The sequence below is a fragment of the Saccharomonospora sp. NB11 genome, from assembly GCF_015910535.1.
Classification (GTDB): domain Bacteria; phylum Actinomycetota; class Actinomycetes; order Mycobacteriales; family Pseudonocardiaceae; genus Saccharomonospora.
On the sequence record NZ_JACBJG010000001.1, the window covers coordinates 417,154 to 442,432 of the forward strand.

At 70.5% G+C, this 25,279-nt stretch carries 28 protein-coding genes and 2 riboswitches; of the genes, 16 read left to right on the forward strand and 12 right to left on the reverse strand.

Translation table 11 applies throughout. The features are described 5' to 3' along the window. Positions 1 to 156: 156 nt before the first annotated feature. The 3 genes from JAV51_RS01945 to JAV51_RS01955 are packed head-to-tail and all read left to right on the forward strand — an operon-like array spanning position 157 to position 4,184. Positions 157 to 840 carry a phosphatidylserine decarboxylase gene (locus tag JAV51_RS01945; protein ID WP_197318829.1) on the forward strand — a complete coding sequence of 228 codons (684 nt, stop codon included), beginning with the start codon at positions 157 to 159 and terminating at the stop codon, positions 838 to 840. 19 nt (positions 841 to 859) lie between these two features. Further along, on the forward strand, positions 860 to 1,846 hold the full coding sequence (gene pssA / locus JAV51_RS01950; RefSeq protein WP_197318830.1) for a CDP-diacylglycerol--serine O-phosphatidyltransferase: 987 nt from the start codon (positions 860 to 862) through the stop codon (positions 1,844 to 1,846). Positions 1,847 to 1,892: 46 nt separating this feature from the next. Beyond that, entirely contained in the window at positions 1,893 to 4,184 is a 2,292-nt protein-coding gene (locus JAV51_RS01955) for an AAA family ATPase (protein WP_197318831.1), read from the forward strand. Positions 4,185 to 4,197: 13 nt separating this feature from the next. On the opposite strand, the gene JAV51_RS01960 is transcribed toward JAV51_RS01955, so the two are convergent. Beyond that, on the reverse strand, positions 4,198 to 4,806 hold the full coding sequence (locus JAV51_RS01960; RefSeq protein ID WP_197318832.1) for a LytR C-terminal domain-containing protein: 609 nt from the start codon (positions 4,804 to 4,806) through the stop codon (positions 4,198 to 4,200). Beyond that, complete coding sequence (locus JAV51_RS01965) at positions 4,803 to 5,126, reverse strand: DUF3263 domain-containing protein (RefSeq protein ID WP_197318833.1); 324 nt, start codon at positions 5,124 to 5,126, stop codon at positions 4,803 to 4,805. Before JAV51_RS01965 ends, JAV51_RS01960 begins: the two co-directional genes overlap by 4 nt. Before the next feature lie 126 nt (positions 5,127 to 5,252). On the opposite strand from JAV51_RS01965, the gene JAV51_RS01970 reads away from it, so the two are divergent. Then, positions 5,253 to 5,810, forward strand: coding sequence for a peptide deformylase (locus tag JAV51_RS01970; protein WP_197318834.1), 558 nt, complete (start codon positions 5,253 to 5,255; stop codon positions 5,808 to 5,810). Positions 5,811 to 5,823: 13 nt separating this feature from the next. On the opposite strand, the gene JAV51_RS01975 is transcribed toward JAV51_RS01970, so the two are convergent. Further along, the gene (locus JAV51_RS01975; RefSeq protein WP_231641050.1) at positions 5,824 to 6,249 is read right to left on the reverse strand and encodes a hypothetical protein; all 426 of its coding nucleotides are present in this window, start codon (positions 6,247 to 6,249) and stop codon (positions 5,824 to 5,826) included. 197 nt (positions 6,250 to 6,446) lie between these two features. Here JAV51_RS01975 and JAV51_RS01980 point away from each other — a divergent pair, with 197 nt between their 5' ends. From JAV51_RS01980 to thiD (JAV51_RS01995), 4 genes are all read left to right on the forward strand, one after another. Beyond that, positions 6,447 to 7,490 (forward strand): trypsin-like peptidase domain-containing protein, encoded by a 1,044-nt coding sequence (locus JAV51_RS01980; RefSeq protein ID WP_307845706.1) that lies wholly within the window; start codon positions 6,447 to 6,449, stop codon positions 7,488 to 7,490. 37 nt (positions 7,491 to 7,527) lie between these two features. Next, a riboswitch (TPP riboswitch) is annotated at positions 7,528 to 7,657 on the forward strand. Beyond that, on the forward strand, positions 7,648 to 9,288 hold the full coding sequence (gene thiC / locus JAV51_RS01985) for a phosphomethylpyrimidine synthase ThiC (protein ID WP_197318835.1): 1,641 nt from the start codon (positions 7,648 to 7,650) through the stop codon (positions 9,286 to 9,288). (Overlaps the previous riboswitch by 10 nt.) After that, the gene (gene thiD, locus JAV51_RS01990; protein WP_197318836.1) at positions 9,285 to 10,124 is read left to right on the forward strand and encodes a bifunctional hydroxymethylpyrimidine kinase/phosphomethylpyrimidine kinase; all 840 of its coding nucleotides are present in this window, start codon (positions 9,285 to 9,287) and stop codon (positions 10,122 to 10,124) included. Before thiC ends, thiD (JAV51_RS01990) begins: the two co-directional genes overlap by 4 nt. A gap of 74 nt (positions 10,125 to 10,198) precedes the next feature. Further along, a complete protein-coding gene (gene thiD / locus JAV51_RS01995; RefSeq protein ID WP_197318837.1) occupies positions 10,199 to 11,032 on the forward strand; it encodes a bifunctional hydroxymethylpyrimidine kinase/phosphomethylpyrimidine kinase in 834 nt (277 codons plus the stop codon). Here the strand turns inward: thiD (JAV51_RS01995) and JAV51_RS02000 are convergent. The 4 genes from JAV51_RS02000 to thiO form a co-directional block, all read right to left on the reverse strand. Continuing rightward, entirely contained in the window at positions 11,029 to 11,490 is a 462-nt protein-coding gene (locus tag JAV51_RS02000; RefSeq protein WP_197318838.1) for a MarR family winged helix-turn-helix transcriptional regulator, read from the reverse strand. The genes thiD (JAV51_RS01995) and JAV51_RS02000 overlap by 4 nt on opposite strands. A 76-nt stretch (positions 11,491 to 11,566) precedes the next feature. Next, on the reverse strand, positions 11,567 to 12,361 hold the full coding sequence (locus JAV51_RS02005) for a thiazole synthase (protein ID WP_197318839.1): 795 nt from the start codon (positions 12,359 to 12,361) through the stop codon (positions 11,567 to 11,569). A gap of 1 nt (position 12,362) precedes the next feature. Further along, the gene (gene thiS / locus JAV51_RS02010) at positions 12,363 to 12,563 is read right to left on the reverse strand and encodes a sulfur carrier protein ThiS (RefSeq protein WP_197318840.1); all 201 of its coding nucleotides are present in this window, start codon (positions 12,561 to 12,563) and stop codon (positions 12,363 to 12,365) included. Further along, complete coding sequence (thiO, locus tag JAV51_RS02015; protein ID WP_374058964.1) at positions 12,532 to 13,668, reverse strand: glycine oxidase ThiO; 1,137 nt, start codon at positions 13,666 to 13,668, stop codon at positions 12,532 to 12,534. Before thiO ends, thiS begins: the two co-directional genes overlap by 32 nt. Continuing rightward, positions 13,665 to 13,768, reverse strand: a riboswitch (TPP riboswitch). (Overlaps the previous gene by 4 nt.) Before the next feature lie 46 nt (positions 13,769 to 13,814). Here thiO and thiE point away from each other — a divergent pair. Continuing rightward, positions 13,815 to 14,492 (forward strand): thiamine phosphate synthase, encoded by a 678-nt coding sequence (gene thiE / locus JAV51_RS02020; RefSeq protein WP_197318842.1) that lies wholly within the window; start codon positions 13,815 to 13,817, stop codon positions 14,490 to 14,492. Between the two features lie 9 nt (positions 14,493 to 14,501). On the opposite strand, the gene JAV51_RS02025 is transcribed toward thiE, so the two are convergent. After that, positions 14,502 to 15,383: a hypothetical protein gene (locus JAV51_RS02025; RefSeq protein WP_197318843.1), complete on the reverse strand. Its 882-nt coding sequence runs from the start codon at positions 15,381 to 15,383 to the stop codon at positions 14,502 to 14,504. Positions 15,384 to 15,536: 153 nt separating this feature from the next. Continuing rightward, the gene (locus JAV51_RS02030; RefSeq protein WP_197318844.1) at positions 15,537 to 16,271 is read right to left on the reverse strand and encodes a GntR family transcriptional regulator; all 735 of its coding nucleotides are present in this window, start codon (positions 16,269 to 16,271) and stop codon (positions 15,537 to 15,539) included. 180 nt (positions 16,272 to 16,451) lie between these two features. On the opposite strand from JAV51_RS02030, the gene JAV51_RS02035 reads away from it, so the two are divergent. From JAV51_RS02035 to JAV51_RS02065, 7 genes are all read left to right on the forward strand, one after another. Further along, entirely contained in the window at positions 16,452 to 17,471 is a 1,020-nt protein-coding gene (locus JAV51_RS02035) for an SIS domain-containing protein (RefSeq protein ID WP_197318926.1), read from the forward strand. After that, complete coding sequence (locus JAV51_RS02040) at positions 17,468 to 18,436, forward strand: N-acetylglucosamine kinase (RefSeq protein ID WP_197318845.1); 969 nt, start codon at positions 17,468 to 17,470, stop codon at positions 18,434 to 18,436. The genes JAV51_RS02035 and JAV51_RS02040 overlap by 4 nt, the downstream gene beginning before the upstream one ends. 330 nt (positions 18,437 to 18,766) lie before the next feature. Further along, positions 18,767 to 19,603 (forward strand): SGNH/GDSL hydrolase family protein, encoded by an 837-nt coding sequence (locus tag JAV51_RS02045; protein WP_197318846.1) that lies wholly within the window; start codon positions 18,767 to 18,769, stop codon positions 19,601 to 19,603. Between the two features lie 67 nt (positions 19,604 to 19,670). Further along, complete coding sequence (locus JAV51_RS02050) at positions 19,671 to 20,372, forward strand: OmpA family protein (protein ID WP_197318847.1); 702 nt, start codon at positions 19,671 to 19,673, stop codon at positions 20,370 to 20,372. A 39-nt stretch (positions 20,373 to 20,411) separates the two neighbouring features. Then, entirely contained in the window at positions 20,412 to 20,768 is a 357-nt protein-coding gene (locus tag JAV51_RS02055; protein ID WP_197318848.1) for a hypothetical protein, read from the forward strand. A gap of 66 nt (positions 20,769 to 20,834) precedes the next feature. Next, positions 20,835 to 21,326, forward strand: a complete 492-nt coding sequence (locus JAV51_RS02060) for a hypothetical protein (RefSeq protein ID WP_197318849.1) — start codon at positions 20,835 to 20,837, stop codon at positions 21,324 to 21,326. Next, on the forward strand, positions 21,320 to 22,198 hold the full coding sequence (locus tag JAV51_RS02065; protein ID WP_197318850.1) for a hypothetical protein: 879 nt from the start codon (positions 21,320 to 21,322) through the stop codon (positions 22,196 to 22,198). The genes JAV51_RS02060 and JAV51_RS02065 overlap by 7 nt, the downstream gene beginning before the upstream one ends. Before the next feature lie 279 nt (positions 22,199 to 22,477). Here JAV51_RS02065 and thpD read toward each other — a convergent pair whose 3' ends face one another. The 3 genes from thpD to ectB form a co-directional block, all read right to left on the reverse strand. Further along, the gene (gene thpD / locus JAV51_RS02070) at positions 22,478 to 23,380 is read right to left on the reverse strand and encodes an ectoine hydroxylase (RefSeq protein ID WP_197318851.1); all 903 of its coding nucleotides are present in this window, start codon (positions 23,378 to 23,380) and stop codon (positions 22,478 to 22,480) included. Between the two features lie 145 nt (positions 23,381 to 23,525). Next, positions 23,526 to 23,915, reverse strand: coding sequence for an ectoine synthase (locus tag JAV51_RS02075; protein WP_197318852.1), 390 nt, complete (start codon positions 23,913 to 23,915; stop codon positions 23,526 to 23,528). A gap of 42 nt (positions 23,916 to 23,957) precedes the next feature. Beyond that, on the reverse strand, positions 23,958 to 25,211 hold the full coding sequence (ectB, locus tag JAV51_RS02080; protein ID WP_197318853.1) for a diaminobutyrate--2-oxoglutarate transaminase: 1,254 nt from the start codon (positions 25,209 to 25,211) through the stop codon (positions 23,958 to 23,960). Positions 25,212 to 25,279: the final 68 nt, after the last annotated feature.

The following is a 25,279-nucleotide window of genomic DNA, read 5'->3' on the forward strand; positions in this document are numbered from 1 at the left end:
CAGCTCCCGCGATCGAGCCACGCCTCGTAACGTTTTACGCACACGTGGTGACGAGACGGACGGCGGAGTCCTACCATCGACGGTCCGCGGCCGGGTGGCGTGCGACGTCGGGGGGCGGACGGCACCCGGCCCGTCCACTACGGGAAAATCGACGTCATGAGCGCCAACTCGCTCGGCCATGCCGCGCGCCTCGTCCGTGAAACCCTTCCCCCGATGCATCCCGCGGGCCGCCCGTTCGTGGCGGGCGGGGCCGTCGCCACTTTGTTGTTGCGGAAGCTGTCGCCACGGCTCGGCCTGCTGGCCGGCCTCGGCACGCTCGCCACGGCGGCGTTCTTCCGGGAACCTCGTCGGGTCCCGCCGCAGCGCGACGACCTCGTGCTCGCGGCCGCCGACGGCCTGGTGTCGCTGATCGAGGAGGCAACCCCTCCACCTGAGCTGGGCCTGCCCGAGGAACCGTTGACCCGGGTCAGCGTGTTCCTGTCCGTCTTCGACGTTCACGTCCAGCGAACACCGGTGCGCGGTACCGTCGAGAAAGTGGCCTATCGCCCCGGCAAGTTCCTCTCGGCCGATCTCGACAAGGCCAGTGAGGACAACGAGCGCAACTCGGTGCTGTTGCGGATGGCCGACGACCGCCGCCTGGTGGTGACGCAGATCGCCGGTCTGGTGGCACGGCGTATCGTCTGCGAGGTCGGTGAGGGCGATCACGTCGAGGCAGGTTCGACCTACGGGCTCATCCGGTTCGGCTCGCGGGTGGACACCTACCTGCCGCCCGGAAGCCGGGTGCTGGTCCGCAAGGGCCAGCGCACGATCGGCGGCGAGACCCCTCTCGCCGCGTTATGACGTAGTGAAGGACTGATACATGTCCCGGACCACACCTGGTGTCCGGCTCCTGCCGAACGCGATCACCGTGCTGGCGTTGTGCGCGGGTCTCTCCGCCGTCCAGTTCGCACTGAACGGCCAGTTCGGTCTCGCGATCGGCGCCATCGGGATCGCGGCGGTGCTGGACAGCCTGGACGGTCGGATCGCTCGTCTGCTCGACGCGACCTCGAAAATGGGCGCGGAGCTCGACTCCCTGTCGGACGCCATCTCGTTCGGTGTGGCTCCGGCCCTGGTGTTGTACGTGTGGCTTCCCGAACCGGGGAAGTTCGGGTGGGTGGCCGCGCTCATCTTCGCGGTGTGCATGGTGTTGCGGCTCGCCCGGTTCAACACGCTGCTCGACGACGAGGAACAGCCCCCGTACGCGGCCGAGTTCTTCGTGGGCGTTCCCGCTCCGGCGGGAGGGCTGCTGGCCCTGCTGCCGATGATGGCCACGCTGGAGTTCGGCGAGGGCTGGTGGTCGGACGAGGTCACGGTCTGGATCTGGACGGTCGGCATCTCCGCCCTGTGCATCAGCCGGATCCCGACTCTGTCGCTGAAGAAGCTGAAGGTCCCGGCGAGGGTCGTGGCGCCGCTGCTCGTGGTCGTGGGGCTCGCGGCGGCGGCGACCATCCAGTACCCGGTCGTGGTGCTCATGAGCGTGCTGCTGCTGTATCTGGTGCACCTGCCGTACGCGGTGCGCCGCTACCAGTGGCTCGCCAAGCATCCGGAGGCCTGGGACGTGCCGCCGAAGGAACGCAGGGCGATCCGACGCAACCGGTCCCAGCGTCGACTCGGGCTGCGCAAGCCGCAGTTCCACAAGGTCGCCGGCGCGGCCCGGCGCGCGGTGAGGCGCCCACGTGCCTCCACGGCCCACGTCCCGCGGGTGTATCCGCCGGAGACCGTCTCGGCACCCCGTAGCCGCGACGACGAGCGGGGGCCACGGCGCCGCAACTGGCGGCGGATCGGGCTGCGACAGGGGCGCGACTGATCAACGGACGTGTCGGGCGGGCGCTCCGCGTGTCTAGAGTGGTCGCGTGACGTCACCACGGATCGCGCTGACCGTCCGCCACACGACCTCCGCCCTCGACTCGCGGCGTGGAGTCGTCCGATTGCATCCGGAGGTCTTCGACGCGCTCGGCCTCCGCGCGTGGGACGCGGTGCGGCTCACGGGAGCGCGAGTCAGCGTGGCGCTGGCCGCCAGCGCGCCGAACAATCCACCCGGCGTCGTGTTGGCCGACGACGTCACGATGGCCAACCTCGGCCTCACGGAAGGTGCCGAGGTGGTGGTCGAGCCGTGCGAGGTGCACGCCGCGCGCAGCGTCACCGTAGCGGGCTCGCGGCTGGCGAGGATGTCGCTCACCCCTCACGTGCTGCGGCAGGCGCTGCTGGGCAAGGTCTTCGTCGTGGGCGACGCCGTGTCGCTGCTGCCGCAGGACCTCGCTCCCCCACCCGGTTCGGACGTCACCGCCGTCCGCGGCATGCTCTCCCGGTCGATCGGCGCGACCTGGACCACCGAACTGCTCACGATCACGGCCAGTGATCCGGCGGGTCCCGTCGCCGTGGGACAGTCGACCGTCGTCTCCTGGCGAGGCGACGGCGCCGACACAGCGACGATCGAGCCGTCGTCGCCGTCCTCGCCGTCCTCGTCGTCGTCGTCGACGACGGTGACGACCCCGGTCGGCATCTCGATCGACGACCCGATCGACGTGGAGCCCCTGGACGAGACCGAGACCGTCACCGACACGGTCGAGGAGGACGACGCTCCGCCGCCGGTCGCCGACCTCGCGGGTGCCGAGTCCGCGGCTCGCAGGCTGACAGAGTGGCTGGACCTGTCCTTCCACCGCCCCGACCTGCTCGACAAGCTCGGCACGTCCCCACGACTCGGCGTCCTGCTCTCCGGCCCCGAGGGGGTCGGCAAGGCGACGCTGGTCCGCTCGGTGGCGCGCGCCGAGAACGCCCACGTGGTGATCGTCGAGGCACCCACGCTCGCGGTGCTGGAGCCCGACACGGCGGTGGCGCGGCTGACCGAGGCCATCGCGGCGGCGTCCCGCCGTCGACCGAGCATTCTGCTGCTCTCCGACGTCGACACCCTGCTGCCCGCGTCGCAGCCGCCGCCCGTCGCGACCGTGGTGCTCGACCGGCTTCGCGCCGCGCTCGCCCGCGCCGAGATCGCCGTCGTCGCCACCACCGCCCACCCCGAGTCTGTGGACCCGCGCCTGCGCGCCGTCGACCTGCTCGACCGCGAACTGCGCCTCGGCATGCCCGACACCCGCACGCGGATCGAGCTGCTGCGAGTGCTCCTGCGGGAGACTCCGCTCGAACCGGGCATCGACCTGGGCGCCGTGGCGGAACGCACTCCCGGCTTCGTCGCCGCCGACCTGGTCGCACTGCGCCGGGACGCCGCACTGCGTGCCGCGCTCCGGCACACCGACGAGGCCGAACCCCGAGTCCGGCAACAGGACCTGCTGGAGGCCGTGGAGTCGGTGCGACCGATCTCCCTGTCGACCACCGACACACTCGCCACCGGCGGGCTCACCCTTGACGACGTCGGCGACATGACCGAGGTGAAGCAGTCACTGACCGAGACCGTGCTGTGGCCGCTGCGCTATCCTGACTCCTTCGCCCGGCTCGGCGTGGCCCCGCCCCGCGGCGTCCTGATCTACGGCCCGCCCGGCAACGGCAAGACGTTCCTCGTGCGGGCGCTCGCGGGCACCGGTGCGCTCAACGTGTTCTCGGTCAAGGGCGCCGAGCTGATGGACAAGTGGGTGGGCGAGTCCGAGCGGGCCGTGCGGGAGCTGTTCCGACGGGCCGCCGAGGCCGCCCCGTCGTTGATCTTCCTGGACGAGGTGGACGCGCTCGCGCCGCGACGCGGCCAGTCGAGCGACTCCGGTGCCTCCGACCGCGTCGTCGCGGCCCTGTTGACCGAGCTGGACGGTGTGGAACCGTTGCGGGACGTCGTCGTGGTGGGCGCAACCAACCGCCCCGAGCTGGTCGACCCGGCGCTGCTGCGCCCCGGCAGGTTGGAACGACTCGTCTACGTGCCGCCGCCGGACGCCGAAGGACGGGCGGCGATCCTGCGCGCGACCGCCCGCAACACGCCGTTGGCGTCGGACGTCGACCTGGAAGCCCTGGCTGCCGACCTCGACGGGTACTCGGCCGCCGACTGCGCCGCGTTGATCCGGGAGGCTGCGCTGACGGCGATGCGGGAATCCCTCGAAGCCGCGGAGGTGACCGCGCAGCACCTGGCGGCCGCCCGGCAGGCCGTGCGGCCCTCGCTCGACCCCGTGCAGCTCGCCGAGCTGGAGGCCTACGCGCGGTCGCGCTGACCGGCGCCCGACCTCACTTGGTGGTGTCGGGCCCGGCGTAGTCCTTGGTCACGATCATGATCAGACCGGGGCTGGCGTCGGCGATGCCGTCGAACCGCGGCTCGACTCGCATGCCGAACGTCTCGCCGAGGGAATGCGCGACGGCCTCCTCCTCGGTACCCGGCCGGTAGTAGATCGTGCTGCGCGGGATGACGCCGGCGGAGTAGTTGCCGGTCTCGACGACGTCCCAACCGAGCGAGCCGAGATCGTCACCGGCCCGCGAGGCCAGGCCCTTGATGGTGCTGTTGTTGTAGACGCGCACCGGCACGGACTCGTCGGACACGGGCTTGTCCTCGGCACCGCCGGAGCCGTCGGTGTCATCGGAGTCGGCCTCGTCCTCACCGGTCGAGCCCTCGTCGCCGCCGTCGCTCTCGTCACCGCCGTCGCCGGGCGCCGGAGCCTTCGACTTCTCGTCGCGCTTGTCCTCGCCACCGGGTTCGGCGGGCGCGGTGGCCGCGGTGTTCTCGGTGTCCTCACCCGAGACGAGGGTGACACCACCGATCGCCGCCGCGACGACGGCGACCGCGAGCAACCCCAGTCCCGCGGCCCGGAGAGGCCTCGACACCCCGTCGAAGATGCTCATGGCAGATCAATCCCCAACCGGCGTGCCGCGCGGGTGCGCGCCCGAGTAGCCCGCACCTTTCGGAGCCGCTTCACCAGCATCGGGTCCGCGCGCACGGCTTCCTGCTTGTCGATGAGCTTGTTCAGGATCTGGTAGTAGCGCGTGGGGGAGACCCCGAATCGATCGCGGATCGCCTGTTCCTTGGCACCCGCGTACTTCCACCACTGGCGCTCGAACGCGAGGACATCCAGTTCCCGCTCGGTGAGACCGGCCTCGGGTTCCTCCGACACGCCCTGCGAGGGCAGTCGGCCATCCGGGGCCGTCGACTCAGCGGGGTCCATCTGGCTCCTCGTCGACTCGGGTGAACCACCTGATCTTTCGGCTTGCCATTAGATCACGAACGAGCGCTTCGGCCGGGGAGCACGCCCGGCGCGTCAGGGTCTCGGTCGCCGCTAAGATGACGAGGCGTGACCATCCACGCCATTTGCATCGCAGGCGAACCCGTCCTGCACCGGCCCACCCGCGAGGTCTCCACGTTCGACCAGGAGCTGGCCACGCTCGTGGACGACATGTTCGAGACGATGTACGCGGCCCAGGGCGTCGGGCTCGCGGCCAACCAGATCGGCGTGGACCTGCGGGTCTTCGTCTACGACTGCCCCGACGACGAGGGCGTCCGACACAAGGGCGTCGTGGTGAACCCGACGCTGACGACGTCGGAGATCCCCGAGACGATGCCCGACCCCGACGACGACTGGGAGGGCTGCCTGTCGGTGCCCGGCGAGTCGTTCCCCACCGGCCGTGCGTCGTGGGCGAAGGTGACGGGTTTCGACGTCGAGGGCAACCCCGTCGAGGTGGAGGGCACCGGCTTCTTCGCCCGTTGCCTGCAGCACGAGACCGACCACTTGAACGGCTACATCTACCTCGACCGGCTGGTGGGCAGGCACGCCCGCGCCGCGAAGAAGATGCTCAAGGCCAACAAGTGGGGCGTGCCCGGCAACACCTGGCTGCCGGGCGAGCAGGAGTAGCGTCCCGCGCGGGTCAGGGGGCGCAGGACCGTCCCGCCGCGCTCAGGACGTAGATCTCCAACTCGTCGCCCGTGAGCCGGGTGTCCTCGGCGATCGCGCGGGTGAGGAGCAGCGCGACCTCGACCAGGGTGTCGAGGCGCACGGGTTCGGGCGGGTGGTGTCCGCGCAGCCCCGCGTGCAGGTGGTGCACGGCGGCGGGGACGTCCAGCGGACGCAGGTACGCGTAGCGTCGTCGCAATCGACGAATCGCGGTGGTCAGCTCGGTGCGGGACTCGTGCCCGGTGAACCGACGCCCTGCCACGGCGAGGAACAGGTCGGTGAGCGCGCCGACGAACACGTCGACCCCGGTCGCCGCGACGTCGTCCGCGACGTCTCGGATCGGGCGGCGCTGGACGACCAGTGCGCGCAGGACTCGGTGGACGTCGTCGACCCCGCTCATCGGCCCCGACCCCCTCGGCGGTGACGAGAAGCGAACGGTAGCGCGGCCCCCACCGTCGACCACGGCCGTGAGCGGGAAGTTCACCGGAATGGCCCGACGCGGGGACGTCAGCCGACGGCGAACGTCGGTGAACACCGTTGTCTCGCAGGCGCACAATGGCGGTGGGTCCTGACACCCCTCGGCCGAAGGAGGCCAGTGTGTCCGACACCGACGGCTTCGACGTTCCCGACTTCCTCCACGACGATCCCCGCGACGACCCTGGCACGCCCGTGCCCGACGACGAGGCCCGGGACCGCGAGCGCGCCTCCGCACTCGGGCACGACGCCGACGGCACCCGAGCCCTCGACGCGTACTCACGTGTGGTGAGCACGGTCGCGCGGACGACGACACCGCACGTGGCAAGTGTGCGGCTCGCGCGTGGCGGCGGTTCGGCGGTCGTGTACGCCGACGACGGCTATCTGCTCACCAACGCGCACGTGGTCGGTCGCAGTCGACACGGCACAGCGACCTTCGCCGACGGCAGCGAGACCGAGTTCGCCGTGGTCGGCTCCGACCCGCTGTCCGATCTGGCCGTGCTCCGGGTGCATGGGGACGCGCCGACGGCGGCCAGGTTCGGCGACGCCGACGGTCTCGTGGTGGGCCAGCTCGTGGTCGCCGTCGGCAGCCCGCTCGGCTTCTCCGGCTCGGTCACCGCCGGTGTGGTGAGCGCGCTCGGCCGCGCGATCCCGGTGCAGCAGGGCGCGGCCGCCCGCGTCATCGAGGACGTCATCCAGACCGACGCGGCACTCAACCCGGGCAACTCCGGGGGCGCGCTCGCCGACGCCTCCGGCCGGGTCGTGGGCATCAACACCGCGGTGGCGGGCATCGGGCTCGGTCTCGCGGTACCCGTCAACGCCACCACGCGCCGGATCGTCGAGACACTCGTGGTCGAGGGGCGCGTGCGCCGGGCGTACCTCGGCGTGGTGGGCGTGCCCGCTCCCCTGCCGGACGACGTCGCCGAGCGCACCGGCCAGGCGACGGGACTCCGCGTCGTCGAGGTGATCAACGGTGGCCCGGCCCACCGCGCGGGCTTGCGGCCGGGCGACCTCGTGCTCACGGTCGGCCGCGAACGCGTGTCGGACGCACAAGGCATTCAGCGCAGGCTCTTCGCCGAGGTGATCGGCACCCGGTTGCCGGTCACGGTGCTGCGCAACGGCGCGATGGTCGACGTCGTGGCCATGCCCACCGAACTGGTGGGTTGAGTCCCGACCGCCCGCATGGCATGGTCGGGGCACAACTTCAGCACCTCGCGGGAGCTCGCGCCTTGGCGGGCTGAGAGGGCGGCTGGTGTCTCTTCCCGGACCCGGTGCCGCCGACCGCATGAACCTGACCGGGTAATGCCGGCGTAGGGAGTGAGTCATGGCTGCTGCGCAGCATGCCGACGTTCGACCCAGAATCACCACCGGTCCCCTTACCGGATCCCGCAAGCACTACACCGTGACGGCGTCGGGCTTGCGGGTGCCGAGCAGGCGGATCGAGCTGTCGAACGGCGACCATCTCGACGTCTACGACACCTCGGGGCCGTACACCGACCCGAATGCCACTGTGGACGTCCACTCCGGACTGCCAAAGGTTCGGAATTCCTGGTGGGAAGGCAAGAAGCACGACACCCAGCTCGGCTGGGCCAAGGCCGGGGTCGTGACCCCGGAGATGGAGTTCGTCGCGGCGCGCGAACGCGTCGACCCCGAGTTCGTCCGCGCCGAGGTGGCCGCGGGGCGGGCGGTCATCCCCGCCAACCGCCGACACCCCGAGACCGAGCCGATGGTCATCGGCCGCAACTTCCTCGTCAAGGTCAACGCCAACCTGGGCAACTCCGCCGTGTGGTCGTCGGTGGAGGAGGAAGTCGAGAAGATGGTGTGGGCGATCCGCTGGGGCGCCGACACCGTGATGGATTTGTCCACGGGCAGACACATCCACGAGACCCGTGAGTGGATCCTGCGCAACTCCCCCGTGCCCGTCGGCACCGTGCCGATCTACCAGGCATTGGAGAAGGTCGGCGGAGATCCGGCGAAGCTGTCGTGGGAGGTCTACCGCGACACCGTGATCGAACAGTGCGAGCAGGGTGTCGACTACGTGACCGTGCACGCCGGAGTGCTCCTGCGGTACGTGCCGCTGACCGCGCGCCGGATCACGGGCATCGTGTCGCGCGGAGGCTCCATCATGGCGGCCTGGTGTCTGGCCCACCATCAGGAGTCCTTCCTCTACACGCATTTCGAGGAGCTGTGCGAGATCCTGCGCGCCTACGACGTGACGTTTTCTCTTGGTGACGGCCTGCGGCCGGGCTCCATCGCCGATGCCAACGACCGGGCGCAGTTCGCGGAGCTGGAGACGCTCGGCGAACTCACACGCATTGCCAGGGACCACGACGTGCAGGTGATGGTGGAGGGCCCCGGCCACGTGCCGATGCACAAGATCAAGGAGAACGTCGAGCGCGAGGAGGAACTCTGCGGCGGGGCGCCGTTCTACACGCTCGGCCCGTTGGCCACCGACATCGCACCCGCCTACGACCACATCACCTCCGCGATCGGCGCGGCGCAGATCGCGCGGTACGGCACCGCCATGCTCTGCTACGTCACCCCGAAGGAACACCTCGGCCTCCCCGACCGGGACGACGTCAAGACCGGCGTCATCACCTACAAGATCGCCGCGCACGCCGCCGACCTCGCCAAGGGACACCCGTACGCGCAGGAGTGGGACGACGCGCTGTCGAAGGCGCGTTTCGAATTCCGCTGGAACGACCAGTTCAATCTCTCGCTGGACCCGGACACCGCCCGCGCGTTCCACGACGAGACGCTTCCGGCCGAGCCGGCCAAGACGGCGCACTTCTGTTCCATGTGCGGGCCGAAGTTCTGCTCCATGCGCATCACGCAGGACGTCCGTGCCTACGCCGAGAAGCACGGGCTCACCACGGTCGAGGCCATCGACGCGGGCCTGCGGGCGAAGGCGAAGGAGTTCACCGAGACCGGCGGCGAGATCTACCTTCCGGTGGTGGACCGATGACCGCGACTCCGAGGACGGCGCTCACCATCGCGGGCTCGGACTCCGGTGGGGGCGCGGGTATCCAGGCGGACCTGCGCACGTTCTTCGCGTGTGGCGTGCACGGGCTGACCGCGCTCACGGCGGTGACCGTGCAGAACTCCGTCGGTGTCAGCGGCTTCACCGAGATCCCGCCGGACGTGGTGGCAGCACAGATCGCCGCGGTCGCCGGCGACATGGGCGTGAACGCGGCCAAGACCGGCATGCTCGCCACCGCCGACATCATCACCGCGGTGGCCGCCGCGGTGGACGCCGCCGACATCGGCCGCGACCGACGGATTCCCTTCGTCGTCGACCCCGTCGCCGCCTCCATGCACGGTGACTCGCTGCTGCGCGCCGAGGCGCTGGAGGCGATCCGCACGGAACTGCTGCCGAGGGCGACTCTGGTGGCGCCCAACCTCGACGAGGTGTGGCTGCTGACGGGCATCGAGGTGCGGACCGCCGCCGACAGCCGCAAGGCCGCCGAAGCACTGCTGGAGTTCGGGCCGCGCTGGGTCCTCGTCAAGGGCGGGCACGCCGACGGCGATTCCCGCTGCGTGGACCTGCTCTCCGACGGCACCCACCTCGTCGCCTTCGACGGCCCCCGCTACGACACCCCTCACACGCACGGTGGGGGCGACACGCTCGCCTCGGCGATCACGGCGCACCTCGCGAAGGGGCTCGGCGTGCCCGACGCGGTGGCCGCGGGCAAGAAGTTCATCGAGCGGTGCGTGGCCGAGTCCTACGCCCTCGGCGCCGGGGTCGGTCCGGTGTCGCCGTTCTGGCGATTGCGGCCCGATGCGACGCCGTCGCGAGGCTGAGACCGTGGTCGACCTTCGGGCCGGAACACCCGCCCGGCCCGAAGGTCACTCGATCGGTCGGTGACACTGGAGGGATGAGCGACACGCGACCTCCCTCCGCGCTGACCATCGCCGGATCCGACTCCGGTGGCGCCGCAGGACTCGAGGCCGACCTCCGCACCTTCCTCACCTGCGGTGTGCACGGACTGGTGGCGGTCACGGCGGTCACGGTGCAGAACACCCTCGGTGTGCACGACCGCTCCGACGTCCCGCCGCACATCGTCGCAGGTCAGATCGAGGCGGTCGCCGCCGACATGGGGGTGGACGCGGCCAAGACCGGCATGCTCGCCTCGGCCGAGATCATCGAGGCGGTCGCCGAGGCATGCGGCCGGGCGGGCATCGGAGGCACCGGTGGTATCCCGTTCGTCGTCGATCCCGTGGCTGCCTCGATGCACGGTCACCCGCTGTTCGACGACGCCGGACTGGCCGCTCTGCGGGAGCGTCTGCTGCCGATGGCGACGATCGTGACGCCGAACCTCGACGAGGTGCGGCTGCTCACGGGCATCGAGGTGACCCAGCGGTCGCAGATGCGCGACGCCGCGGTGGCCCTGCGCGAGCTCGGTCCGCGGTTCGTGCTCGTGAAGTCCGGGCACCTGACCGACGACCCGGAGTGCGTCGACCTGCTCTTCGACGGCTCGGAGTTCACCGAGCTGCCCGGGCCACGCCACGACACGCCCCACACCCACGGGGCGGGCGACGCGATGGCCTCGGCGCTGACGTCGGGCCTCGCACGCGGCATGAGCGTGCCGGAGGCCGCCCGGTTCGGGAAGTGGTACGTCTCGAACGCCGTGCGCCACTCGTACCCGATGGGCGCGAAGGTGGGTCCGGTGTCGGCGTTCTGGCGAGTGGCCGAGGAACCCGAGTTCTAGCAGCCCGGCCGGGTGCGCGACCGGTCGTCGTCGCCGAGCAACGCCTCCAGCGCCGGGACGGCCTCCACGAGGGCCGCCCGGTGCTGGGGTGAGAGGCGGTCGATGCGGGCGCTCAGCTCGTGCACGCGGGTGGCACGCACGTCGGCGAGCAACCGCTCCCCTTCCTCGGTGAGTTCCACGAGCCACGCCCTGCGGTCCGCCGGATCGGACTCGCGACGCACGTAGCCGCTCTCGACCAACGCCGAGACGATGCGCGACATCGTGGCCGCCGCGACCCCTTCCTTCGCCGCGAGGTCGCCGAGCCGCATCCGACCGCACGCGCCGAGCGTGGACATCGCCGAGATCGCGCCGTGGCCGGGCCCCGGCGCACTCGCCTGGCGCAACGTCCGCGACAGCCGTCCGATGATGAGGAACAGTCTGCCGGGTACGTCGGACGACGACTCGGTCGGCTCTGCCACGGAAAGCTCCTTCTTTCGCGCCTGACCGTAACGGTCGAACACCTTACGGGCACGGGGCCGCTCACCGTACGGCACTTCACCGAGGCGGGCTCGACGCCCGCGCCCAGAACCGCTTCGGGATGCGGCCTGCCTCCCGGGCGAGCCTGCCCGCGACGACGGCCGACCGCATGGCGTGTGCCATCCGCTCCGGGTCCTGTGCCCTGGTGACCGCCGTCGACAGCAATACTCCGTCGCAACCCAGTTCCATCGCCAGCGCCGCGTCGGAGGCAGTGCCGATGCCCGCGTCGAGGATGACCGGCACTCCGGCCCTGGCGACGATCAGCTCGATGTTGTGCGGGTTGCGGATGCCGAGTCCGGTGCCGATGGGCGAACCGAGCGGCATCACCGCCGCGCACCCCACCTCTTCCAACCGGAGGGCCAGCACCGGGTCGTCGCTGGTGTAGGCCAGCACTCCGAACCCGTCGGCGACCAGGTGTTCCGCCGCCTCCAACGTCTCGACGGGGTCGGGCAGCAACGTGCGGTCGTCGGCGTGGACCTCCAGCTTCACGAGGTCGGTTCCGAGCGCCTCCCGCGCCAGTCGCGCGGTGAGGACCGCCTCTGCGGCGGTGCGGCAGCCCGCCGTGTTGGGCAGCAGCGCGATGCCGAGGCGACGAAGCAGCTCCAGCACACCGGAGCCGCCCTCCGCGTCGGCACGCCGCATGGCGACGGTCGTGAGCTGCGTCCCCGACGCGACGAGCGCACGCTCCAGCACGCTCAGGTTGCTCGCCCCGCCCGTGCCGATGAGCAGCCGGGACGTGAGCGGGTGGCCGTGGAGGACGAGCTGGTCGCCGCCGTCCCCGCCGGCTTCGGCGCGAACCTCCGGGACGGCCATGTCAACCTCCCTGCACGGCGGTCAGGACCTCCACCACGGTCCCGTCCCGCACGACGACGTCGGTCCAGTCACCACGGCGGACCACCTCGCCGTCGACCGCGACGGCGACTCCCGTGGTGTTCTCGACGACCGTGGCCAGCACGTCGGCGACGGTGCTGCCCTCGGGCACCTCACGGCTCTCGCCGTTGACCCTCACCCGCATCACTGCGCTCCTTCACTCGTCGATCCGGTCGAGCCTGCAGCGTGCCCTCCGGGCCGGGGCGTCCCGCGAGCCACGCCAGCACGGCGTCGGCGGTCACCGGGGCGAGCAGCAGGCCGTTGCGGTGGTGACCGGTGGCCGCATAGACGCCGTCGGACAACGGCCCGAGGTAGGGCACGGCGTCGTCACTGCCCGCCCGCAGCCCGGCGGCGGTCTCGATCAATTCGTACTCGGCGATCGACGGGAAGACCCGTTCCGCCGCCTCGATCAGCTCGCGGACTCCCCGCGCCCGGACTCCGGTGTCGAATCCGGCCTCGTACTGCGTCGCGCCGAGCACGAGCGTCCCGTCGTCGCGCGGCACCAGGTACACCGGTCGGCCCTCCACGACGGCGCGGACCGTGTGTCGGGGCGGCGGCAGCGTCGTTCGGCGCGCCCGCAGCCGCAGGATTTCGCCCTTCAGCGGGCGGATCGCGGTCGTCAGGTCGGGGTGGAGTTGCCCGCTGTGGGCGCCCGCGCACAACACGACCGCGTCGACGTACCGGGTTCCGGAGGCCGTCGTGACGCTGTCCGCCGTGAGCTTCTCGGCCTGCTCGGCGACGAACTCCGCCCCGCATTCGCGGGCCGCGGCCAGCAGCGAGTCCAGCAGTCGCCGGTTGTCGACGAACACGTCACTCGGCACGAGCAGGCCCGACCGAACGGGCCCGAGCCCGGGTTCCTCCCGGCGCAACGCGCGGCCGGTGACTCGCTCGGCCCGTCTGCCGATGCCGTCGAGGTACCGCGCGAGCACGTCGAGCGCGTCGGCGTCGGCGTGGTCGAAGGCGGCGACGAGGGTGCCGTGGGCGGAGAGCCCGCAGTCGAATCCCTGCGCGCGCAGTTCGTCGGCGAACGCGGGCCAGCGACGCAGCGACTCCTCACCGAGGGCGAGAGCGGCCTCCTCGCCCGGCCAAGCCTCGGCCACGGGCGCGAGCATGCCGCCCGCCACCCACGACGCACCGCCCCTGGCGGGGAAAGGATCGAAGACGGTGACGCGATGACCTGCGGCAGCGGCTTTCCACGCGACGGCCAGGCCGATGACACCGGCACCGACGACCGCGAGGTCTCGACTCACCACGAAATCACGCTCCCTGCGCCGGCATGACCCGGATCAGGTTCCACGGTCGGAGCCTTCGCTCCCTCTCAGCCCCTGTGGGACTCCCGTGCGGACGGCCCCAAGCCTACCCCGCGTTCGCCGTACGCCCGTACTACGGTGACGGCATGCCAGGCCTCGACGGTGACCGGATCAGGAAGCGCCTCGACGACGCGCGCCTCTACCTCTGCACGGACGCACGGCGCGACCGCGGAGATCTCGCCGAGTTCGTGGACGCCGCGTTGGCGGGTGGCGTGGACATCGTGCAGTTGCGCGACAAGACCGGGGGTGCTCCGTTGGAGGCGGCCCACGAGATCGCGGCGCTGGAGGTGCTCGCCGAAGCCTGCGCCCGACACGGAGCGCTGCTCGCGGTCAACGACCGCGCCGACGTGGCGCTGGCGGTCGACGCCGACGTCCTGCACCTCGGTCAGGACGACCTTCCCGTGTCCGTCGCGCGGCGCGTGATCGGCGACGCGCCCGTGATCGGACGCTCGACGCACTCGGCCACGCAGGCCCGGGCAGCCGCCACGGAACCGGGCGTGGACTACTTCTGCGTCGGGCCGTGCTGGCCCACTCCCACGAAGCCGGGCAGGCCCGCACCCGGCCTGGACCTCGTGCGCACCGTGGCCACCGAGATCGTCCCGGACGCCGCTCGACCGTGGTTCGCCATCGGCGGGATCGACCTCGAACGGCTGCCCGAGGTCACGGCAGCCGGGGCGCGTCGGGCCGTGGTGGTCCGGGCCATCACCGAGGCCGACGACCCGACGGCGGCGGCGAGGGCTCTGCGGGAGCACCTCACGGGCTGACCCGCCCGGTCACTCCTCGCCGCCCGGCGGGGCCTGCCCGCCTGCCGGGTCCGTGGTGAGCGGGGGCTGCTGCTCGTCGGGCTCCGACGGGGCGGAGTCGGGCTCGCTCGGCTGCACCGGCTGCGAGGGCTGGGTGGAGTCCTCCGGCGCGTCGGGGCGCGGGGTCTCGCTCGGCGTCGACTCGCCCTCGTCGCGGTCGCGCTGCTGTCCCGGCTCGTCCGGTCCGGACGTCGGGGTGGCGTCGGAGTCGGCGGAGTCGGCGGAGTCGGCGGGGTCGCCGGAGTCCTCACGCTCGTCGCCCGGTCCCTGCGGCATCCGGTCGTGCCCGGTCCAGCCGTCACCGCGGACGATGTTGCTCACCGTGGTGGAGCCGTCGCCCGACAACGCCTTGCCCGTCACGCCCTCGTACCCGGTGACGACGAGCATGCCGATGACGAACGCCAGTGCGCTCGTGGCCGCCAACACGGGTCCCCGGCGCCGCCACCACTGCCGTCGCGCACGGGAGTCCTCGGCCTGACCGGTCGAGGTCAACACGCGCGTGCGCTCCATCGCCGCCGTGTGCTCCTCCCACCGCTGTTGCGTGACGGCGGGCAGGTACACGGTGCGGTCCAGGTCCTCGAGCACGGCCTTTCGACGTCCGGCCGCGATGCGAGCCATGTCCTTGGTCCGTCGCAGCGAGCGCAGGAACAGTTCGCTGCCGACGGTGGTGACCACACTGAGCAGCCCGGCTCCGACCACCGTGCCGTACACGCCCAGCGTCGAACACAAAAACGCCGCCGTCACCGCCGCGAGCGCGGCGGCGGCCACCTGCGCGGGCGACAGCCCGGACTTCTCCGCCTTCTCGGACTGCTGCGAACCGGTGTCGTTGACCTTCGTCCTGTCGTCCTTCATGCCCCTCGATCCGCTCGCAACTCCCCGACAACCCCTCAACGAATTCATCGCCCGAGAGGCTCCCGGCGTTGCCCGACGTGAGCACGATTACGTCACGATTCGACGCGGAACGAGGACGTCACGTCCACAGTGGAACAGAAGGCGGCGGAACGGTCACGGACGGTTCAACGTCGTGACGAACTTGTACCGGTCGCCCCGGTAGATCGAGCGCACGTACTCGACCGGCTTGCCGTCGGAGGCGAACGTCTGCCGCGAGAGCAGCAGCACGGGCATACCGATCTCGGCGCCGAGCAGGTCCGCCTCCTGCGGGCCCGCGAGCGACGTCTCGATGGTCTCCTCCGCGTGGTCCAGCTCCACGCCGTAGCGGTCGCGCAACGCCTCGTACAGCGATCCGCCCGACTCGACCTGCCGCCGCAGCCCTCGGAACCGCGAGGACGGCAGATGAGTCGTCTCCACCGCCATCGGTTCACCGTCGGCGAGGCGGAGCCTGCGCAGTCGCAGCACCTTCGCGCCGGTCCGGATGCCGAGCAGTTTGGGCAGCTCGCCCTCGGCGTAGATCTCGTCGACCTCCAGCACCTTGGACGACGGCTCCCGCCCCTGCGCCCGGATGTCCTCGGTGTAGGAGGACAACTCCAGCCGCTGGGCCAGCTTGGGTTCCGCGGCGAACGTCCCCTTGCCCTGCACGCGATGCAGGCGCCCCTCGGCCGTCAGGTCGGCGAGCGCCTGTCGGACCGTGGTCCTGGACACGCCGAAGTCCGTCGCCAGTGCCCGCTCCGTCGGGATGGCCGAGCCGGCGGGCAGGGATTCCAGCAGGTCGAGCAGGTGTTGTTTGAGCGCCCAGTACTTCGGTTCACGCTGTGCACGCGTTCCGGAAAGCGTCTCCACCATTGGTGACTCCCTCACTAAGACACCTACCCCCTCACCCTGGAACGTACCCTCCGGATAGTACGTTGAACGTGGTCAGTATTGGTCTAGACCGGTGATCCGCGACCCGGGCGCGCGGCACCTCGACCGGCTAGGGTGAAAGCAAGGGTGACGACCGTGAACGAGACCGAACCCGGCAGGCACATGGCCGCCGAGATCGCCGAGCAACCGGACGTCCTCGCAGGGCTGGTCCGGGCACGTTCCGACATCGCCGAGGTCGGAGCACGGATCGCCCAGAGGCCGCCGCGGTTCGCGCTGCTCGCCGCGCGGGGGTCCAGCGACCACGCCGCCGTCTACGCGAAGTACCTCGTCGAGGTGTTGCTGGGCCTGCCGACGGGCCTCGTCTCCCCGTCGACGACCACCCTGTACGGCGCCGAGCAGGACCTCACCGACGTCCTGCTGATCTCGGTCAGCCAGAGCGGCGGGTCGTACGACCTGCTGGAGGTCACGCAGGCCGCCCGGTCGCGCGGGGCGTTGACCGTCGCCGTCACCAACACGCCGTCGTCCCCGCTGACCGAGGCCGCCGAGCTGGCGGTCGACATCCGCGCGGGCACCGAGCGCGCCGTCGCCGCCACCAAGACCTACTCCGCGACGTTGCTGGCGCTGTATTTGCTGGTGGACGCCATCCGTGGCGGCAAGGCCGAGCATGTGTCCGACATCGGCGAACTGGCCGAACGCACGCTCACCGACTCCGCCGAGGGGGTCGAGCAGGCCGTCTCCCGGTGCCGGTTCGCCGAGCGCATCCTGACCACCGCGCGCGGCTACTCCTACGCCACCGCGCTGGAGGCCTCCCTGAAGCTGGCCGAGACGAGCTATCTCCCCACCCGCGCGTACAGCGGTGCCGACCTCCTGCACGGACCGGTCGCCGCCGTGGACGCCACCACCGCCGTGCTCGGACTCGCGAGCGCGGGCAAGGGCGGCGCGGCGATGAGCGACGTCTTCGACACGGTGACCCGCAGTGGTGCCGACCTGCTGTGTGTGGGCTCGGCGGCGCACACCGTGTCCTCTGCAGCGTTGGCCGTGCCGGTTCCCGAGACCGCCGAGGAGGTCGCCCCCGTCCTGGAGGTCCTGCCGATCCAGCGGCTGGCCCTGGGACTCGCCCTCGCCCGCGGTCTCGACCCGGACGCCCCGCGCGGTCTGCGCAAGGTGACGAGGACCCGATGAGTCTCGCGGTCGGGGTGGACGCGGGCGGTACGTCCACCCGAGCCTGGGTCGTCGACGCCGCCGGGCACGTGGTCGGGACCGGCACCGCCGGAGGGGCCAACCCGAACTCGCACCCGCCCGAGTCGGCGGCCAAGGCGATGACCGAGGCGATCTCCACGGCCATGGCGTCGTCCGACCCGTCGGAGGTGCGGGCGTGGGTGATCGGCATGGCCGGCCGGAGCAAGCTCACCGATCCCGCGATCGCCGCCGTCTTCGAACGCGAGTGGGACGCCCTCGGATTCGAGCACGTGCGACGACCGACGTTGGTGTCCGACGCGGTCGCCGCGTTCGTGTCGGCCACGGCCGAACCGGACGGCACCGTGCTCGTCGCGGGCACGGGGTCGATCGCGGGTCGCATCCGGGCCCGCGAGATGGTCTCCACCGTCGGCGGCTACGGCTGGCTCCTCGGCGACGAGGGGTCGGGGTTCTGGCTCGGCAGGCAGGCCGTGCGGGTCGCGCTCGACGTCCTGGCCGGGCAGCGTCCGCCGTCGCGGCTCGCCGACGCGGTGTTGCGCCAGGCCGGCGTGGACCGGCGTTCCGGGGGTGACAGCGACGCGGCGTTCCGCCTCATCACCGCCGTGAACGCGGAGGCTCCGGTGAACCTCGCGCGCTACGCCCCGCTCGTCAGCGCGGCGCATGCCGAGGGCGACGCCGCCGCCGTCGCGATCGTCGACGAGGCCGCGACCCTGCTCACCGAGACGGCGCTGGCAGCCCGCGACGAGGGCGAGACGACGCCCGTGGTGCTCGTCGGCAGTGTGCTCGGTCCCACGAGTCCAGTGGGGGAACGCGTGCGCACCGCTCTCCGGGCCGCCACCTCCGCACCCGTGCTGGGCAGCGACAACGGGGCGCTGGGCGCGGCCTGGCTCGCGGCACTCGACGCGTTCGGGCCCGACGCTCCCCGACCCACACCGGGTACCGTGGACTGAGGCCCCCGGACCTCCCCCTCGCCGGGGGCCGCTTCCTTGCGGTGCGGCGACGTCGAGCGCGTCTCGTCGGGCGCCGCGACCTTTTGCCGGTGCCATCGAGCACCTCGACCCGTACCGCGTCACCCGTTCCCGGCTCGCCCCCGGCGTCAGTGCTGCCCGCGAGCGCGCGAGAGCTTTGCCACACCACCGGAAAAGCGCAGGAAAATGACATCCCCCTCGTCGAGACTGGGGGTTGCGAATCAACCGACGGTGGCGTAGGCGGCACTCACCGGTGCATCCTGTCCGGTTGTCTGCGGGATTTCACTGGGGCTTTACTGGGAGGAGACGTTGGTGACCCATTTCGACAGCTACGTGGCGATCGGCGACAGCTTCACCGAGGGCCTCAACGACACCCTCCCGGACGGGTCGTTCCGGGGCTGGGCCGACCGCCTGGCCGAGATCCTCGCCGACGGCCGTGAGGACTTCCGCTACGCGAACCTCGCCATCCGCGGCAAGATGCTCGCCGAGATCATGGAGGAGCAGCTCCCCGTCGCACTCGAAGCCCGTCCCGACCTGGTCACCGTCTGCGCGGGCGGCAACGACATCATCGTGCCCGGCGCCGACGTCGACGAGGTCGCCGCCCAGTTCGAGAAGGGCATCGCGACGCTGCGCGAAGCCGGCATCGAGGTGCTGATCTTCACCGGACCCGACACCAAGCGGCTCTCGGTCATGAGCATCCTGCGGAGCAAGGTCGGCATCTACAACGCGCACCTGTGGGCCATCGCCGACCGCCACGGCGCGAAGGTCGTCGACCTGTGGGCGATGAACGTCCTGCACGACGCCCGGGCGTGGAGCGACGATCGTCTGCACTTCACGTCCGAAGGCCACCGCCGCATCGCGCTGCGGGCCGCCGAGGTGCTCGGCGTTCCCACCGAGAGCGACTGGCGCGAGCCGTGGCCCGAGGAGAACGAACCCGTCAACTGGCTCACCCTGCGTCGCTCCGACCTGGCCTGGACCAAGACCCACCTCCTGCCGTGGATCCGCAGGCAGCTCCGCGGCGAGTCGATGGGCGACGGCATCCTGCCGAAGCGGCCCCAGCTCGCGCCGGTGACGGCGAAGGACTCGGGCACGGCCACCGCCACCCTGGTGTCCGAACAGCCTGTTCACCGGCAGTCCCGCTCCGCCTGAGCCGACCGGCGAGCACGGCCGATCACCGTCTTGGCGGCGTGCCTCGACCCGGACTTACAGTCGAGGCATGCCCGCCACGCGCGTCCTGGCCGCGCTCGCCGCCACGGCGGTGGTGCTCACCGGCCTGCTCGCGCTCGTGGCGACGGTCGTGGTCCGCGACGACGTCGAGACCGAGCTCGCCGAACGCGCCCGACAGGCACTCTCCCAGGCCGAGCTGCCCACCGACGTCGTGAGCTTCTCCGGGAGGGACGCCAGCATCCGCGCCCGCTCGCCGAGGGAGGCGGTCCTGGCGAGTGCCGTCGTGGCCGAGGTCGACGGCGTCCGTTCGGTGGACATCGCCGCCTTCACCTCCGGCCCTCGGACCGGCTCCGATTCCGACGCGCTCGCCTCCCCGGACGCCGCAGCGAAGGCGCGGCTGCAACGCTCGCTCGACCGTGTCCTCGCCGAGCACCCCATCACCTTCCGCCCGGACTCCGCCACCCTGACGCGCGCCGGGCGGCAGGCCGTCGCCGAGGTGGCCTCCGTGCTGTCCGACGCTCCCTCGGACTGGCGGTTCGAGGTGCAGGGACACGTCGCACGGGTATCCGACACGGACCGGAAGGGCGCCATGGAGCTGTCGCGCGCACGTGCCGAGACGGTGGCCGACGAGCTGGTCGACGCGGGCCTTCCACGTCGCCGGTTGACCACCGTCGGGCACGGTGACACCCGCCCGCTGTCGACGCTCGGTACGTCCGCGATCGACCGGAGGGTGGAGATCCACGTGCGGTGACCGCCCGGCGCCGAAGGCGAGCTGGCAGGAGGCGGGACCATGTTGTGGTTGTTCGGCGAGATCTGGTTGTGGTTGTTGGCCGCGTTCGTGCTGGGCCTGGCGTTGGCTGGGCTGACCTTCTACTCCCTGCGGCGACGCAGTGCCGCGGGCGACGAGACGGCCACGGACACCACGGCACCGGTCCCACGGGTGTCCGACTCCGAACGCACCACCCTCATGCGTCGCGTCGAACCGGGTGCCGCCGCCCCGTCGCACGGCGACCGCACGGACGAGAGCGAGGGACGGGTGCACGGCGTCCTTCCGCTGTCCTCGGCCGAGTGGCACGCCCGCAACGAATGGCCCGACGAGCGTGACATCGCCCTCGCCGAGGAGAACCGCCCGCGGCGGCAGAGCTGACGGCGCGAGCTGGTAGGTTCGGCGATTGACTCCCCCGGTTCACGTTCGTCGCCCGAAGGATCGCGCATGCCGCTTCCGCACTGGACGTCGGAGAACGTTCTCCCGCCGGGGCGGCACCAGGCCGACCTCTCCGACATCTACGAACGGCTGGTGTGGGACGCCCCGTACCGCAACGAGCGCGAGATCCTCTTCAGCGCGCTGAGCGGGTACCTCGGGGTCGTGTGCAGGCTGATCCCGTCGGGCCGGGCCTGGATCGGTGGCGAGCTGGCCGTGCGCTCCGCCGAGATCCCTCGTGACGTCGACGTGGTGCTGCTGCCCGACGAATGGGGCGCGCTCAAGCGACTCGACGGCCACGCCCGATCGACGTTCTACGGCATGTTCACGCTGCGCGGCGTGATCGCCGAACAACCCGCGATGTACCTGGAGCAGGTGCAACCGGTGAGCGGCCTGGTGGACGGCTTCCTGTGTCATCCCGGTGACGAGGACATCTGGGAGTCGGTCTGGTCGCACGGCCCCGTCCCAGGCACAGTGAAGGGATTTCCGGAGGTGGTGTGGTGAGCTTCCGGCAGATCGCCGAGAACATCCCCGGTGGCACGTGGCTCGACGACCTCGCCCGCGCGTCCGCACTGGCCGCCCACGCGAAGTTCGAGCGCACCGCCCGGTCGCCACTGCTCCGCGTGTCGGTCCTGGGCTCCTCGCACCTCGACGCCTACACGTCGTCCGACCTCAGCCGTGCGCTGCAGGACGCCACGGCCAAGATCGGCCACATCGTCCGCAACCCGCAGACCGAGATCACGTCGGTGCAGCCGGCCGACCGGGAGAAGGCTCCGCTCATCCAACGCGGTCAGGCGGGCAACGCGATGTTCTTCGGTTTCCCGGAGACGTCCGTGCCGGGCGCCCTCATCTCCGACGGCATCGAGACGCTGTCCGAGCGCGCGGTCAAGGAGCTGTGCGACTTCCTGCCGGTGAACGGCTCGGACGACGGCGCGCTCGACGCGGTGCTGCTGCAACGCGACACGGTGCGCAACGCGATCAGCGACGTCGTCAACGCCGTCATGCGAACGTCCAGCATCGCGCTGTCGCTCACGCCCACCACCGGCGAGGACGTCGCGCGCAGCATGACCACCGAACAGGCGCGGGTGTTGCAGAGCAGCCTGCGCGAGTCCCGCGAGGACGTCGGCTACGAGACGGTGACGGGCAGGCTCGACGGAGTCCGCACCCGCAGGCGGATCTTCTATCTGGAGCGTGACACCGGCTCCACGATCCAGGGTGCCGTCGCCCCCGACCTGCTCGACGAGATCAAGGAGAATCTCGACCGGCCGGTCACCGCTCGGCTCCGGGTCGTGCGGACCACCACCATCGACGGCCGCCGTGGCCGTCCCGTGTACGAGTTGTTGGAGATCCGCTCGGAGACGAGCCTGTTCGACTGAGCGGCGCACCGGCGGGTGCCTGCGGACACGAATACGGCCCCGTGCCGCCAGTCCCGAACCTGGCGGCGCGGGGCCGTACCCACGCACATCCACGCCGTCACACATGCCGGACTCACCCCGAGCAAGGAGTCACGCCCGATGTTCTGGCGGCGGTCACCTCACCAGCCGCGCCGCTGAGGTGCGGATACGGTAACAGACCGCATCGGGGCGACTACGCTGCACCCCGATGCGGCCCTCCTACCGGTTATGGTCCTGCCCTGTGATCGCGCGACGGGGCGATCAGCGGGTCAGCGGCGTGAAGTCCCTCGCCCCGATGAACGTCGGGCGCGGGCTCTTCGCCGCGAACGGCTCCACCAGCGTGTTCTCCACGCTGTTGAAGACCAGGAAGATGTTCGACCTCGGGTACGGCGTGATGTTGTTGCCCGACCCGTGCATGATGTTCGAGTCGAAGAACAGCGCCGAACCCGCCGGTCCGGTGAACTGGTCGATACCGTGCTCGGCGGCGAGCTTCGTGATGTCGTCCTCGCTCGGGACGCCGATCTCCTGCTCCTTCAGCGACGCCTTGTAGTGGTTCTCCGGCGTCTCGCCGACGCACTGGACGAACGTACGCTGCGATCCCGGCATCACCATCAGCCCGCCGTTGAACGGGTAGTTGTCGGTCAGCGCGATCGAGCAGCTCACGGCCCTGGGCCTCGGCATGCCGTCCTCGGCGTGCCACGTCTCGAAGTCCGAGTGCCAGTAGAAGCCGTTGCCCTTGAAGCCGGGCATGTAGTTGACGCGGCTCTGGTGAATGTAGACGTCCGAGCCCAGAATCTGCTGCGCCCGATCGAGAATCCGAGGATCCCGCGCCAGTTCACCGATCAGCTCGCTGATCTTGTGCACTTCGAAGATCGACCGGACGTCGCCGGACTTCTTCTCGGTGACGACACGCTCGTCGGCCTTGAGTTGTTCGTCCGACGAGAGCCGCACGAGTTCCTGCCAGTACCCCTGCACCTCGGCAGGGGACAGGAGTCCCTCGATGATCGAATACCCCTTGGCGTCGTGCGAGGCCAGGGCAGCCGCGTCCATCGGGCCGTCCTGCTCACCACCCCAGACCGTCGGGTCCGTCCGCTCCAGCAGCGTCGCTTCACCCGCGACACGCGTGGGGTACATGTCGGTCGTCCGGCTCTCCGCGAGAGTCACGTAACTCGCCTCCTCCGAGTGCCACTGTGCTGTTTTGCCGTTGTTTTCTTGAGGTTCCCCGTTCTTTCAGGTGATACCCGTTCGGGGTCCGCGGGAACCGCCTCCACTTGAGACGGTTCCCACGAAACCTGTGGCCCTGCGGGCGTTAGTCCTCGACGACGAGCGGGTAGACCCCGTTCTCGTCGTGGACCTCACGACCCGTGATCGGCGGGTTGAACACGCACACGGTGCGCATGTCCGTCTTCGGCCGCACCTGGTGCTGGTCGTGCTCGTTCAGCAGGTACAGCGAGCCCGGCTTCAACTGGTACGTCTCTCCGGTCGCCTTGTCGGTCAGCTCACCCTCGCCCTCGACGATGAACACCGCCTCGATGTGGTTGGCGTACCAGAAGTCGTTGACCGTCCCCGCGTACAGCGTCGTCTCGTGGACGGAGAAACCGACCTTGTCCTTGGCCAGCACGATGCGCTTGCTGCGCCAGTTCGGCTGCTTGATGTCGGCTTCGGTGTCGGTGATCTCGTCGAGGGTACGAACGATCAATTTGGCTCCTTCGCGAATCTCAGTTGCAACGTCTGTTCGCGCTCAGCGCGAGAGCACGGCGGCGACCGATTCCTTGATGATCGACAACCCCTGCTCGATCTCCTCGTCGGACGTGGTGAGCGCCGGCAGCAGCTTCACCACTTCCCCGTCGGGTCCGGAGGTCTCCATCAGCAGACCACGGTCGAACGCCTCGGCGCAGACCTTGCCCGCGACCTCACCGCTCGAGAACTCCAGTCCACGGGCGAGGCCACGCCCCTTGGCCACGAGGTTCGCGTCGGGGTAGGCCTCGACGAGCTCGGTGAACACCTGGCCGACGCGCTCGCCCTTGGCCTTGGTGGACTTCTCCAGCTCGTCGTCGCGCCAGTAGGTGCGCAGCGCCTCGGCCGCCGTCACGAACGCGGGGTTGATGCCGCGGAACGTGCCGTTGTGCTCACCGGGCGACCACACGTCGAGGTCCGGGCGGATGAGGGTGATGGCCAGCGGCAGACCGTAGCCGCCGATCGACTTCGACAGGCAGATCATGTCGGGCTTGATGCCCGCTTCCTCGAAGCTGAAGAACGGCCCGGTGCGGCCGCAGCCCATCTGCACGTCGTCGAGGATCAGCAGAATGCCGTGGCGCTGGCACAGGTCCGACAGGCCGCGCAGCCACTCCAGCCGCGCGGCGTTGATGCCGCCCTCGCCCTGCACGGTCTCGACGATGACCGCGGCGGGCTCGTTCAGCCCGCTGCCGGAGTCCTCCAGCAGGCGCTCGAAGTAGAGGAAGTCCGGGTAGGCCCCGTCGAAGTACTTGTCGTACGGCATCGGCGTCGCGTGCACGAGCGGGATGCCCGCCCCACCACGCTTCATCGAGTTGCCCGTCACCGACAGCGCACCCAGCGTCATGCCGTGGAAGGCGTTGGTGAAGTTGATGACCGACTCCTTGCCGGTCACCTTGCGGGCCAACTTCAACGCGGCCTCGACGGCGTTGGCGCCACCGGGGCCGGGGAAGATGACCTTGTACTCCATGTCGCGGGGCTGCAGGATGACGTCGTTCAACGTCTGCAGGAAGTCCCGCTTCGCGACGGTGAACATGTCGAGTGCATGCGTCACACCGTCACGCGAAATGTAGTCGATCAACGCCTTCTTCAGCACCGGATTGTTGTGCCCGTAGTTCAGGGCACCCGCGCCGGCGAAGAAGTCGAGGTAAGCCTTGCCGTCTTCCGAGTAGAGCCAACTTCCCTGAGCCCGGTCGAACACGGTGGGCCAGCCACGGCTGTAGCTGCGCACCTCGGACTCAAGGGTTTCAAAGATGCTCACTTGCTCAGTCTCCTGCTATTGAGGATGAAAAAATCGATGTTCGCGAGATCAGTCACATTCGCGTGTAT